The sequence below is a fragment of the Dyadobacter frigoris genome (assembly GCF_005280585.1).
Lineage (GTDB): Bacteria > Bacteroidota > Bacteroidia > Cytophagales > Spirosomataceae > Dyadobacter > Dyadobacter frigoris.
Window position 1 is genome coordinate 727,869 of the sequence record NZ_SZVO01000002.1, and the last position, 13,112, is coordinate 740,980.

The window sequence follows — 13,112 nt, forward strand, 5'->3', positions numbered from 1 at the left end:
TGTTCATCCTCGGTTAATTAAACCACTCCGTCTTTTTTGATCCTTTTACAGGATTTCATACTGCGTTTCCGAAACGCGGATATTCTATTATTAATCAGAATTTTACTTTTTATACATGAAAAAGTGGTTTCAACTACTTCGTCAGGCCTTAAGCGGGTCCGAAGAAAGTTTTACGGATGGCAGCATCAACCGGGCAATTTTCCTTCTTTCTGTCCCCATGATCATGGAAATGGTCATGGAATCCCTTTTTGCTGTTGTCGATATATTTTTTGTTTCCAAAGTAAGTATTGAAGCGGTAGCAACCGTTGGGCTTACCGAATCGGTCATTACCCTGGTTTATTCTGTCGCGATAGGACTTAGCACGGCTGCAACTGCAACCATTGCCAGACGTATAGGCGAAGGGAACATGGCACAGGCGCGCGTGGCAATAGGACAGGTTATACTGATTTCGCTCGGAATTTCCTTACCAATCGCCGTAGCCGGTTTTATTTTTGCCGGTGATGTATTAAGCATTATGGGAGCAGATCCAAAGGTGATTGAAACCGGGACGATTTTTGCACAAATCCAGTTCCTCAGTGCACCAGTTGTCATTTTACTTTATTCGCTAAGTGGTGCTTTGCGTGGAGCCGGTGCAGCTGCAACTGCGATGCGTTCGTTGATCATCGCAAATGGATTAAACATGATCTTAGGGCCGACGCTGATCTTTGGCTTTGGAATTATTCCTGCTTTCGGTGTTGCAGGTGCCGCCATTGCTACCGCATTGGGCCGTTCGATTGGTGTTGGTTATCAATTATATTCTTTAACCCGCGTCAACAAAGCGCTGGCATTTGCCTGGGCCGATTTGAAACCGCACAAAGAAACAATAGTTAGTATGGTAAAGGTAGCCGCTGGCGGAACAGGGCAGTTTTTGGTATCTTCCGCAAGCTGGATTTTCCTCACCAGAATTCTGGCGGAATTTGGCAGCGATGTCGTGGCTGGTTACACCATTGCAATTCGCGTGATCATGTTTACCCTATTACCGGCTTGGGGTTTGGCCAATGCCGCTGCGACTTTGGTTGGACAAAACCTGGGTGCAGAAAAACCTGAACGTGCAGAAATATCAGTATGGAAATGCGCATCTTATAATTTATTTTTCCTCGTCGGACTTTCCGTTTTCATGTTTGCAGGAGCCGAAACAATCATTGGCTGGTTCAGCCCAAATGTTGAAGTGATCCATACCGGAAAACTGGCTTTGCGGGTTTTATGTCTTGGTTATGGTTTTTATGCTTACGGAATGGTCATCATCCAATCACTAAACGGTGCAGGCGATACCAAAACACCAACCATCTTAAACCTGATCTGTTTCTGGCTGATTGAAATTCCGTTGGCTTATCTCCTTTCCATATTTTTTGCACTCGGTCCCATCGGCGTATTTATTTCAGTACCCGTTGCCGAATCTATTCTGGCTTTGCTGGGAATCTGGCGGTTTAGAATGGGAAAATGGAAAACGGTGAAAATATAACCCCGGCTTTCGGCTTTCAGATCATGAAATTGAACAAAGTTATTAATCATTCAGTTGAATACCTGAACTGGTTTATGAACATTGAGTTTCTGCGCAAACCATCTGAAAGCTGATAGCCGACTGCCGAAGTAACAATATAACAATTTTCTATGTCCTCAGATTCTTTAAAAATCCGTCAATACATCGATACCCATTTCTCTTTTTTTGAACCTGCTTTAAAAGAAAAAATTGAAGAAGTTGCTCTTTTGAAACATTTTCCCGCCGGGGAATTGATCATGCGTCAGGGGCAATATTTTAAACATACGGTACTAATCGCAGAAGGTCTTATTAAACTTTATCGTGAAGGTGAGGATGGAGAAGAGGCTTTTATCTATCATCTAAATCCCGGACAAGCTTGTGCTTTATCCATCATTTGTGCTGCAAAACAGGAAACAAGCCAGGTTCTGGGCAAAGCCGTTGAAGATACAGTGGCCATTTTGATTCCTGTGCCTGTCATTGATGACCTGATGAAAAATTACAAAAGCTGGTATTATTTTGTTTTGGAAAACTACCGCGACCGGTTTGATGAATTACTGCTTTTGCTTGACCATGTCATTTTCAAAGGAATGGATGAGCGCCTGGAATTTTATCTCGAAAATCAGGTTAAACAAAAAGGAAGCAACGAACTTACTATCACACATCAGGAAATTGCACAGGATCTAAATTCTTCACGTGAGGTTATTTCACGTTTATTAAAAAAAATGGAGCTTGATAAAAAGGTTAAGCTCAACAGAAATTCGATTTTATGGTTAAATTAATTATGCCAGTGATATTTGTCACAGACTTACACCGTTTCTCTGCCGAGATTTGTCAAAATCATTGAAATAAAAATGGAGATTATTGGCTATCTGGCATCTATATTGGCAGGCTTATCGTTAGGAATGATTGGAGGAGGAGGATCCATTCTGACAGTTCCGATTCTGGTTTATTTATTCTCAGTAAGTCCGTTAAACGCAACGGAATATTCTTTGTTCATCGTCGGCATTACCAGTTTGATTGGTGTTATTCCTTTGCATCGGGAAAAATCCATTGATTTTAAAATGGCTTTGCTTTTTGGTATTCCTTCTGCTATGGCAGTAATTTTTGCAAGAAAAGTAATTCTGCCTGCGATTCCGGAAGAGATTATTTTATTTAATTCGGTAATCATTTTAAGACGGTTAATGATCATGTTATTTTTTGCGATCGTCATGATCGCGGCTTCTTTATTAATGATTTTCAGAAAAGAAAAAGTTGAGAAAAATATAAAAAGTGACCCGCAAAAACATTTAGGATTAATTTTTTGCGAGGCAATTTCTGTTGGTACGATTTCCGGAATTTCAGGTGCAGGCGGAGGATTTCTGATTATTCCTTTACTGACCATATTGAACAAGATTCCAATGAAAAAGGCCATTGGCACATCCCTGCTCATTATTGGAGTGCAATCCATGATCGGATTTTTTGCAGGATTATCTACAGCAAATCCAGACTGGAACCTACTATTAAAAATAACTACATTATCCGTTTCTGGCTTTTTTGCCGGAAATTATTTGTCCATAAAGTTTTCTGCAGCTACTCTGAAGAATTCCTTTGGATGGTTTGTCCTTTGTATTGGAATTTATATTATCCTGAGAGAGTTACTTTTTTAAGGTGGTAAAGTCCGGGATTTTTTCATTCCAATGTGACTAATATCACCCACTCCTATCAACTTTTATTCGAATTTTGAGTATTAGTAAAAAACAACCAGGAGGGATTCTAATCAGGATTTCCTTAAAACAGAACTATTATGATGAAGATCGAACAAATATATACTGGCTGTCTGGCTCAGGGAGCTTATTTTATTTCTTCCAATGGCGAAGCGGCAGTAATTGATCCTTTGCGTGAAGTAGCGCCTTATATTGAAAAAGCGGCCAAGGCAAATGTGAAGATTAAATACGTTTTTGAAACTCACTTTCACGCCGATTTTGTGTCTGGCCATATTGATTTGGCAGAAAAAACCGGAGCAGAAATTGTTTACGGGCCAAAGGCAAACACAGGTTTTAAAGCGCATATTGCAGTGGATAGTGAAGTCTTCAAATTAGGAGATATAACGATAAAAGTCCTGCATACGCCGGGCCATACGATGGAATCTTCCTGTTATTTATTATCTGACCAAAACGGAAAAGAAATAGCACTTTTTAGTGGTGACACCCTTTTTATCGGTGATGTAGGGAGGCCGGATCTGGCGCAGAATGGGGATATTACAAGAGACGATCTTGCCGGAATTCTGTTCGATAGTTTGCGTTCAAAAATAATGACTTTGCCTGACGACATAACCGTTTATCCGGCTCACGGCGCTGGTTCGGCTTGTGGAAAAAGTATGAGTAAGGAAACCAGCGATTCTCTGGGAAATCAGAAAAGATTCAATTATGCGCTTCGTGCGGATATGACGAAGGCGGAATTCATCAAAGAGGTGACAGCAGGATTAACTGAACCTCCTCAATATTTCCCGGAAAATGTAAAAATGAACCGCGATGGTTATGAAAGTATTGATGATGTTTTGGAACGAGGCGATCACGCATTATCACCGGAAGCATTTGAAACAAAAGCCAATCAAACCGGCGCCTTAATTTTGGATACCCGAAAACCGGAGGATTTTGCAAAGGGTTTTATACCAAATTCCATAAACATCGGAATTGACGGTGGATTTGCTCCCTGGGTTGGCGCGCTTATTCCGGATTTGAAGCAAAATATATTATTGGTAACCGATCCGGGGCGTGAAGAAGAAGTGGTAACACGCCTGGCAAGAGTTGGTTATGACTACGCAATCGGTTATTTAAATGGCGGATTTGATGTTTGGCAAAAATCAGGAAAAGAAGTTGATACGATCACGTCACTTCCTGCTGAAGAATTTGCAAAACAATATAAACAAGGAAATATTAAAGTCGTTGATGTAAGAAAACCGGATGAATTTGAAGCCGGACATGTTGATGGAGCAGAAAATATTCCTTTGGATACGATCAATGAAAGTATGACAACGTTATCAAAAAATGAAACACTTTACGTGCATTGTGCAGGTGGTTACCGTTCCATGATTGCTGCTTCCATTTTAAAATCGAGAGGATTTGATGATGTGGTGAATATTGAAGGTGGTTTTGGAGCGATTCAGAAGACGAAAGTGGTTATGCATTAGTTTTGACATTATTGAGTTTCAACAAATTCGTAGCCAGAACAGGAGGCTCCTAAGGAGCCGGACAATCCTTATTCAACCATAATTTCTATAAACAGGAAGCCCGTATCGGGCTGATTACTAAGAAATTTCTATAAATTCAGCCCGGTAAGGGCTTCCTGTTTATAGTATCCAAGACGAAAATACATGTCCGGCTCCCATAGGAGCCTCCTGTTAATATGTAGGTTTGATTAAATCTCGAAAACAAGAAAAGGTATTAACATCATACAACATTTATATGGAAATCTTCGAACTCATCCGCAAACCCTGGCCCTGGTACGTTGCCGGTCCGATTATTGGTTTTACAGTTCCCGTTTTGCTTTTACTAGGCAATAAATCTTTCGGTATTTCCTCTTCTTTGCGCCATATCTGTGCCGCCGTTATTCCGGCAAATATTTCTTTTTTCAAATATGACTGGAAAAAGGAAGCCTGGAATTTATTCTTCGTAGCAGGAATAACATTGGGTGGTTTTGTTGCTACTTATCTCCTTACAAATCCCGATTCTCTGATTGTTGCGGAATCTACAAAAGCCAGTTTAACGCAATTGGGCATTACCGATTTTTCAGGTTTAATGCCTGCTGATATCTTCTCTGTTGAAAATATCCTCTCTTTAAAAGGACTTATTTTCTTCGTTTTAGGAGGATTTCTGGTTGGATTTGGAACCCGTTACGCAGGTGGCTGCACATCCGGACATGCTATTATGGGACTTGCCAATTTGCAATGGCCTTCACTGGTGGCCACGATATTTTTTATGGTTGGCGGCTTCTTTTCAACCTGGATTTTGCTGCCCTGGTTGTTAGACATGGTCAGATAAATATTTACCAACGAAATTAATTTACCACTTATGGCAACAATTAAAAATAGCTCTGCTTCGGAAATTGAGCTTTTAGATAAAAATGAGGATAGTTTTGACGGTACAAATCAGCAGTCGAAAACGGAAAGTTTTACCGGCAATTTAAAATACCTGATCGTCGGTGTATTTTTCGGAATCGTTTTTGTAAAAGCCGAAATCGTTTCCTGGTTCAGGATTCAGGAAATGTTCCGGTTAGATTCCTTCCACATGTATGGCGTAATCGGATCGGCTGTTGCAGTGGGTTTGATTTCTTTACAAATCATTAAACGATTTAATATCAAAACTATCAGCGGTGAAGAAGTAAGTATTCCTCCAAAACAATTTAACAAAGGACAAATTTACGGAGGATTTTTGTTTGGCTTAGGCTGGGCAATTACGGGTGCTTGTCCCGGGCCATTATTTGCACAAATTGGAAGTGGATTTCTGGTTGTAATAATTACGCTTTTGAGCGCCATTGCAGGAACCTGGACTTATGGTTTATTACGTTCCAGACTCCCGCATTGATTTTTAAAATTTTCGGGCAACCAGATAAAGCTGTTCATCACCTAACATAAAAGGATCCGCTTCCAGATTTCCAAAAGCGCCAACGACTTTTAGTCCGGCAGATTGGAACATAAAACCAAGCTCTGCCAGAGTGTAAATATGCTGGCGAACAATATGAGTAACTTTTTCTGTTCCTGAAATAAATGTCTGCTCAGCTTCGATATAACCTTCTTCGGGAAAATATTCATTTTGAGCAAGATAAACGATATCTCCTTCAACCGGCATCCAGTTCCTAATCTGATAATTAGGGAAAATACTTTCCGCAAGATTCTCTGTATGAATAGCAAACTGGCCTCCCGGAATTAACAGATCAGAAATCTTTTGCAAAAATTTCTGCATATCCTCCCGAGGGAAAAAGCTGAAACTATTTCCAAAACAGTAAGCAGCATCAAATGATCCGGCCCCAAATGCAACCGCCAGAATATCTTCACAAATCACATCCACAGGCAAATTTTCCTGCTCGGATATCTTTTGTAATTCCTCACAATATTCTGTCGATAAATCAACGCAGGTAAGCTCCATTCCCTGATCGGCAAGCGGCAAAGCATGGCGACCGTAGCCAGCCATCACATCCAGGACTTTGTTTCCCTCTTTTAAATCAAGCGTATCACGTAAAAAATCGACCTCAAATTCTGTATATTCTTCGTCCTGATTTAACTTCCATGCCTTCTGCGGCAAACCTTCAAAATATGTATGATACCAGGCCAATGTCTTAAACGATTTAATTTCCGCAAAAATAGTTAATTTTTAAACGCAGAGTTTGGGGAGTTATACGCTGAGTTTAGAGAGTTTCATTTTATTAGTTAAAAAAAACTCACCGTACTCTGCGAAAAACTCCGCTAACTCTGCGTTTAAATGATTTTTAGCAGTAAAAAATATGAATTTCTTCCTCTTAACTCTTTTTCGATATACATTTAGTCTTTTAAGGCTAAGACGTCATTCCATACCAAACAGTTATTCAACCTGATGACCCCTAAAAACTTTTTACGAAAACCACTTCCGATACTGGCATTTACTGCAATTGTGGTCGTTTCCTGTATGAAAATGACTCCTTCAACCACCAAAATTTCCAGCAAACCGATGGTGATTAAGGAAGATGCCGCCACTGGAAAAGCACGAGCCAAGGAAATCCGGGATAATACGGTTATTAAACTGGCTGACGGATTAAAACTTGACCTTTGGGCATCAGATTCCCTGGCTCCTGATCCGGTTGCCATTTCCATTGATGATAAGGGAAGGGTTTATCTTAACAGAACGAACAGACAAAAAAACTCAGAGTTTGATATTCGCGGTCACCGTAACTGGATGACGCCTTCAATTGCTCTACAATCCGTTGAAGATCGTCGCGCGTTTTTACGCAGCACATTTGATCCTGCAAAAAGTAAGGAGAACGAATGGCTTAAAGATTTGAACGGCGATGGTTCCCACGACTGGAAAGATCTTACCGTTGAAAAAGATGAAGTATGGCGTTTGGAAGACACCGACAATGACGGTATCGCCGACGTTTCCATGCGGATTTTGAGCGATTTTTTTGAAGAAGTTTCTGACGTAGCCGGAGGTTTGCTGGTTCGGGCACAGGATACTTTTATAGCTATTGCTCCGGATGTATGGAGACTGAAAGATACCAATGGTGATGGAATTTTGGATCAGAAAACATCCATCAGTCATGGTTATGGTGTACATATTGGATTTGGCGGTCACGGTATGTCGAATCCGATTGAAGGACCGGATGGGAAAATCTATTGGAACATTGGCGATATAGGAGCCAACATTACAACCAAAGAAGGCGAGAATTTCAAACGTCCTAATGAAGGAATTATCGCAAGATCAAATCCGGACGGAACTGATTTCGAAGTATTTGCAGGCGGTTTGAGAAATACGCATGAGTTTGTTTTTGACGAATATGGTAACCTGATAAGTTCTGATAACGACGGCGACCACCCTGGCGAAAGCGAACGTCTGGTTCACGTGGTTGAAGGTTCTGACGCTGGCTGGCGCTCCAACTGGCAGTACGGAAAATATACTGATCCAAAGAACAACAGCTATAAAGTCTGGATGGATGAAAAGTTATACGTTCCGCATTGGGAAGGTCAGGCGGCTTACATCATCCCTCCCATCCAGAATTTCCACAACGGTCCAACGGGAATGCAGTACAATCCGGGAACAGCTTTGGGATCGGAATGGAAAAACAAGTTTTTCCTGGTTGAATTTGTCGGCAACCCGGCTCGTTCGCCAATCTGGTCGTTTGGCTTAAAACCAAAAGGTGCTTCATTCGTTTTGGACGGAGAAAAAAATATTCTGAATGGTATTCTGCCAACCGGTATTCGCTTCGGTCCGGATGGCGCACTTTACGTGGCTGACTGGATCAATGGCTGGGATACCAAAAACTACGGTCGTGTTTGGAGACTGGATGTGACGGACAGCAAAAACGATCTGAAAGCATTAAGACTTGAAACAAAACGTTTGATGCAGCTGGATTATACCAAACAGCCCGAGTCGATGTTATACACTTTGCTTTCCAATCAGGACATGCGTATCCGTTTGAAAGCACAGTTTGAATTAGCTTCGCGTGGTGCAAAAGGCGCTGTGGAATTAAACAAAGCGATTACAGCAACCGGAAGTCAATTGGCACGCATTCATGGAATCTGGGGCATTGGGCAATTAGCCAGGCAGGACAAAGCGTATGCTAATACCTTATTTACGTTATTAAAAGACTCAGACTCAGAAATAGTTGCCCAAGCTGCAAAAGTTTTGGGCGATGCAAAAATTGCAGAAGCTGGTCCGTTATTAATTCCTTTGTTAACAGACAAAAATCCCCGTGTTAAGTTTTTCGGCGCACATGCATTAGGCCGCATCAAGGAAAAACAAGCGGTTACGGCCTTGCTTGACATGATCAAAACGAATAAAGACGAAGATCTTTATTTGAGACATGCGGCAGTTTTGGCGCTTTCCCGTATCGGCGAAGTGGAACCAATTGTTGCCTTAGCTAACAATCCTGACAAATCTCTTCGCATTGCTGCGGTTCTGGTACTACGCCGGTTGAGCAGCGATAAAGTAAGTTTGTTTTTACAAGATAAAGACGAATATATTGTAACCGAAGCTGCTCGTGCGATCAATGATGATTTGTCTATCGAACCGGCTTTACCTGCTTTGGCAGCAATTTTGAAAGAGAAAAGATTTACTTCGGAGCCTTTGTTACGTCGCGCTATCAACGCATCGTTACGCGTGGGCGGTGATGAGCAATTGGATAATCTGATTGCTTTTGCAAAAAGAAAAGACGTTAGTAACGAATTGAGAGCAGAAGCATTGGCGACATTGGGAAGTTGGGCCAATCCATCGGTGCTGGATCGTGTTGACGGTCGTTACCGGGGAGTAATTACCAGAAATCCTGAAATTGTAAAGTCAAAAATAAAACCTCAGATCAGTACTTTATTACAAGAGGACGATGCCGCCATTCTGATCGCAACATCTCAAATGGTAAGTCAACTGGGAATTTCTGATAACAATGCCACGCTGGCTAAAATCCTTGATAATAACAAGGATCCAAAAGTAAGAGCGGCTATGTTAACTGCTTTGCATGATCTGAAATATTCAGAAATGGAAACGGTTATGAAAAAAGGTATGACCGATCCGGATGCTGACGTCCGCACCTCCGCTTTGGCTTTGGTGAGCAGCGTAAACATGTCAAAAGAAACACTTTCAGATATTTCCAAGACGATTTTTGAGAAAGGAAGTATCAAGGAGCAACAGCAAATGTTACGCGTTTTAGGTGGATTACCAGTTGCCAAAACCGAAACAATTTTTGATGGCTTGATCAGTAAAATGGCATCGAAAGATTTACCAAACACTTTGGCGCTGGATCTTGGCGAAGCTGTTGATTCTACAAAATCAAGCATATTAATTGCCAAAATGGCTCCCATGCGCTCTACCGGAACAACCGTTGCAGATTATCAGGAATCACTTTATGGTGGAAATGCAATGCTGGGACGCAGATATTTCATGACGAGCTCACAAGCTGAATGTACGCGTTGTCATTCCGTCGGTGGACAAGGCGGTGCAGTTGGACCATCACTTTCCAAAATTGGTTCAACCCTGACAAGAGAACAAATCCTGCAAGCGTTAATCGAGCCAAGTGCAAGATTATCTCCTGGATTTGGAATGGTGGTGTTAACGTTGAAAGACGGACAAACAGCCGCGGGGATTCTTATGGAAGAAAACACGCATGAGCTGGTACTAAAAACTTCCGAAGCTGAGCCTTTGAAAATACCAGTAGCAAGAATTGCAAAACGTGATAATGTTCCTTCCAGTATGCCTCCGATGGGTTCAATTATGTCCAAAAGAGAAGTTCGGGATGTTGTTGAATTTTTGTCTGGGTTGAAATAGATGGTTTAAATATTTGAGCATACCCGAGAGGCTGTATCAAAAAGTAAATTACATCTGATAACATAACATTTGGCTCGGTGTTTCTGAATAAAACTATGTGTGCTGCGGTAAAAAATAAACACAAAGCGCCCAAAGCGGACGCCGCGCGGTTTTACACAAAGAGGTACAAAGGTTGTCTTTGTATTTTAATTTTTCCGAGAATAATGGAAATACAACGTGATATTTTTTACACTTAGTGCCCTTCGTGTAAAACTTAGTGAATCTTTGTGGTAAAAACCCAAGTGCCAGATAATTTTGTTATACCACAAAGCACGGGGAATAATCGTAGCCTGTACTGAGCAAAACAAAATTTCGCTTATAAATCGAAGATTAGACTTTTGATACAGCCTCATTTTATTTGCAGCTCTTCCCTTACTATAAAATCGCATAGCGTCCCGCCAAACAACACTATTGAAAGTAAGCCATTAAAAATGTATATTTGATTATACATTCACACATGAGAAATATGCAGGAAATAGTTTTTATAGTTGAACAGGAAGAAGATGGGGGCTTTGTTGCAGAAGCCAAAGTTAATGATAATGAGCAAATTATAACTGAGGGAGATAATATCGAAGAACTTAAATCTATGATTAGGGAGGCTTTGGAATGTCACTTTGAGAATTCCGAGGATATGCCAAAAACTGTACGCCTTCATTTTATAAAGGACGAAGTATTTGTTATTTAGAATTTTCTTCGAATTTACACACACTACATAATGATCCCTAAAAATTTAACAGGGCAAGACCTTATTAAAAGGCTTGCTCAATTTGGATATGTCGCTGTCCGCCAGAATGGAAGCCACATAAGAATTAGAACAAATCGGAATGGAGCTCATTCAGAAACCATTCCAAATCACAAACCTTTGAGAGAAGGAACTGTTAATAAAATACTTAAAAGTATCGCGGATCATTTAGAAATATCCAAACTATATCTTGAAAAACTGTTATTCAATAACTAAGTGTATAAACATTTCGTTAACTGTGTCAAGAGCGTACCCAAGAGAAGTCAACTTTTGAAAAGTTGACTTCTCTTTTTATTTCAACCCATCCCATTTCAGATAAAACCAAACCCATTCCAACAGGCACGATATTGATAATAAAAAATTAAAAAAGGTATATTTGAAAACACTATTTCAATAAGAACAATACGCTTTGAAGTAAACCTCATCACCAACTAATGGAATTAGAAAAGAAAGACGCAACTATTCTCAACAACGCAATTCAGTTCTGGCAGGAAACAAATAAGATCACGCCGGAACTTGCGGAGAATTTACGCAACAGCTATCAGCTTCGTAATTCCAACGTGGATACGATAACCTGGTATGCCTTTATTTCAGCGGTCTCCTGCGGTTTGTTGGCTTTTGGCGCGTTGGTTATTGATGAAAAGTGGATTGAATTGTTGCGCAATAAATGGGGTTTTTCAGAAACCATTGTCGGAATAGGATTTTCATTTTTAGCCGTCGCTTTCATTGTTTTAGCAAAAAGAAGGAAACTAAAATACCCGACCGCAAAGGCCAGCAACGAAACATATACAATCACCATTATTTTAAGCGTAGCCATCGCCATTGCATATTGGACACGTAGTTTCGCTTATTTCGAAGGCAATTATGCCAGACCATTATTGATAGCAGCCGTCGCTTATTTCATCAGCGCAGCTTACCTGAATTCTCAGCTTTTATGGACGGTTATGCTTTTGACAATTGCAGGTTGGTGGGGTGCACAGACATACTTTTGGACAGGCGGCAACTGGCGTTTTGCAGGAATGAATTATCCGTTAAACATGACTATTTTCGGATTTGTCATCTGGTCACTTTCATGGGTTGTTGATAAAATAAGTTTACTCAAATCCTTTACGCCGGTCACCTATTCCATCGGTCTGTTCCTTTTTCTTCTGGCTGCCTGGACACTTTCCATTTTTGGAAATTATGATGATCTGAGCCGTTGGACGGTCATTCGACAGGGAACACTTTGGTATTGGGCTGTTGGTTATACGGTCGTTTTGGGAGCACTTACCGCTTATGCGTTTCAGGTCAAAAATGATGTTTTAAGAGATACTTGTCTTATATTTTTTCTACTGAATATTTATACCCGCTACTTCGAATATTTCTGGGACCGGACCAACAAAGGGATTTTCTTTGCTATACTTGCGGTCTCTTTCTGGTTTGTTGGGAAGAAAGCAGAACAGTGGAGAAACAAGGATAAAAAGTTAGCCTGATATTGAAATTGCAAAATGAGAGAGAAGAGAATAATCCGGCAGAATGAGAAAGATTTGATTGAATTTCTGTTGAAAGAATTAAATCTAAATCCGGAAGAATATCCCGTTGATGAATATGTGGACGAGTATGAAGATGGAAAAATGGGAAGTATCAGTCTGGGTGGTGATGTTTCCGCTTACGTCGGCGACTTAATACAGGTTGAATATGTCGATTCTGACGAAACTCCGGTTGTTATCACGTTAACCAAAGACGAGAAGGGTCATTTACTGGATCTTGATTTTTGGAAAGTTGATTTCACTAAACTTCTGGAATATCCCACGCCGGATAAAATTATTCTGAGAGGTAATGTGTAGCT

General features: G+C 40.7%; 12 protein-coding genes. 11 read left to right on the forward strand and 1 reads right to left on the reverse strand.

The features are described from left to right. Positions 1-115: 115 nt before the first annotated feature. The 6 genes from FDK13_RS06725 (at position 116) to FDK13_RS06750 (ending at position 6,081) form a co-directional block, all read left to right on the forward strand. Entirely contained in the window at positions 116-1,501 is a 1,386-nt protein-coding gene (locus FDK13_RS06725; RefSeq protein ID WP_137339205.1) for an MATE family efflux transporter, read from the forward strand. Between the two features lie 149 nt (positions 1,502-1,650). Beyond that, entirely contained in the window at positions 1,651-2,298 is a 648-nt protein-coding gene (locus FDK13_RS06730; RefSeq protein ID WP_137339206.1) for a Crp/Fnr family transcriptional regulator, read from the forward strand. A gap of 15 nt (positions 2,299-2,313) precedes the next feature. Next, the gene (locus FDK13_RS06735) at positions 2,314-3,165 is read left to right on the forward strand and encodes a sulfite exporter TauE/SafE family protein (RefSeq protein ID WP_229215925.1); all 852 of its coding nucleotides are present in this window, start codon (positions 2,314-2,316) and stop codon (positions 3,163-3,165) included. 140 nt (positions 3,166-3,305) lie between these two features. After that, positions 3,306-4,688, forward strand: a complete 1,383-nt coding sequence (locus tag FDK13_RS06740; RefSeq protein ID WP_137339304.1) for an MBL fold metallo-hydrolase — start codon at positions 3,306-3,308, stop codon at positions 4,686-4,688. Between the two features lie 274 nt (positions 4,689-4,962). Next, entirely contained in the window at positions 4,963-5,538 is a 576-nt protein-coding gene (locus FDK13_RS06745; protein WP_137339207.1) for a YeeE/YedE family protein, read from the forward strand. Between the two features lie 30 nt (positions 5,539-5,568). Further along, positions 5,569-6,081 carry a DUF6691 family protein gene (locus tag FDK13_RS06750; protein ID WP_170982731.1) on the forward strand — a complete coding sequence of 171 codons (513 nt, stop codon included), beginning with the start codon at positions 5,569-5,571 and terminating at the stop codon, positions 6,079-6,081. Between the two features lie 3 nt (positions 6,082-6,084). Here the strand turns inward: FDK13_RS06750 and FDK13_RS06755 are convergent, their stop codons facing one another. Continuing rightward, on the reverse strand, positions 6,085-6,828 hold the full coding sequence (locus tag FDK13_RS06755) for a class I SAM-dependent methyltransferase (RefSeq protein WP_137339208.1): 744 nt from the start codon (positions 6,826-6,828) through the stop codon (positions 6,085-6,087). 258 nt (positions 6,829-7,086) lie between these two features. On the opposite strand from FDK13_RS06755, the gene FDK13_RS06760 reads away from it, so the two are divergent. The 5 genes from FDK13_RS06760 (at position 7,087) to FDK13_RS06780 (ending at position 13,110) form a co-directional block, all read left to right on the forward strand. Further along, on the forward strand, positions 7,087-10,503 hold the full coding sequence (locus FDK13_RS06760; protein ID WP_137339209.1) for a HEAT repeat domain-containing protein: 3,417 nt from the start codon (positions 7,087-7,089) through the stop codon (positions 10,501-10,503). A 496-nt stretch (positions 10,504-10,999) separates the two neighbouring features. Continuing rightward, positions 11,000-11,227 (forward strand): type II toxin-antitoxin system HicB family antitoxin, encoded by a 228-nt coding sequence (locus tag FDK13_RS06765; protein WP_220417323.1) that lies wholly within the window; start codon positions 11,000-11,002, stop codon positions 11,225-11,227. Positions 11,228-11,257: 30 nt separating this feature from the next. Next, positions 11,258-11,500: a type II toxin-antitoxin system HicA family toxin gene (locus FDK13_RS06770; protein ID WP_229215926.1), complete on the forward strand. Its 243-nt coding sequence runs from the start codon at positions 11,258-11,260 to the stop codon at positions 11,498-11,500. Positions 11,501-11,718: 218 nt separating this feature from the next. After that, the gene (locus FDK13_RS06775) at positions 11,719-12,756 is read left to right on the forward strand and encodes a hypothetical protein (protein ID WP_137339211.1); all 1,038 of its coding nucleotides are present in this window, start codon (positions 11,719-11,721) and stop codon (positions 12,754-12,756) included. A gap of 15 nt (positions 12,757-12,771) precedes the next feature. Continuing rightward, positions 12,772-13,110, forward strand: coding sequence for a DUF6984 family protein (locus tag FDK13_RS06780; protein WP_137339212.1), 339 nt, complete (start codon positions 12,772-12,774; stop codon positions 13,108-13,110). Positions 13,111-13,112: the final 2 nt, after the last annotated feature.

Coding starts and splice junctions, on each gene's coding strand:
- FDK13_RS06725 (WP_137339205.1), top strand. CDS start 116: ATGAAAAAGTGGTTTCAACTACTTCGTCAGGCCTTAAGCGGGTCCGAA.
- FDK13_RS06730 (WP_137339206.1), top strand. CDS start 1,651: ATGTCCTCAGATTCTTTAAAAATCCGTCAATACATCGATACCCATTTC.
- FDK13_RS06740 (WP_137339304.1), top strand. CDS start 3,306: ATGAAGATCGAACAAATATATACTGGCTGTCTGGCTCAGGGAGCTTAT.
- FDK13_RS06745 (WP_137339207.1), top strand. CDS start 4,963: ATGGAAATCTTCGAACTCATCCGCAAACCCTGGCCCTGGTACGTTGCC.
- FDK13_RS06750 (WP_170982731.1), top strand. CDS start 5,569: ATGGCAACAATTAAAAATAGCTCTGCTTCGGAAATTGAGCTTTTAGAT.
- FDK13_RS06760 (WP_137339209.1), top strand. CDS start 7,087: ATGACCCCTAAAAACTTTTTACGAAAACCACTTCCGATACTGGCATTT.
- FDK13_RS06765 (WP_220417323.1), top strand. CDS start 11,000: ATGAGAAATATGCAGGAAATAGTTTTTATAGTTGAACAGGAAGAAGAT.
- FDK13_RS06770 (WP_229215926.1), top strand. CDS start 11,258: ATGATCCCTAAAAATTTAACAGGGCAAGACCTTATTAAAAGGCTTGCT.
- FDK13_RS06775 (WP_137339211.1), top strand. CDS start 11,719: ATGGAATTAGAAAAGAAAGACGCAACTATTCTCAACAACGCAATTCAG.
- FDK13_RS06780 (WP_137339212.1), top strand. CDS start 12,772: ATGAGAGAGAAGAGAATAATCCGGCAGAATGAGAAAGATTTGATTGAA.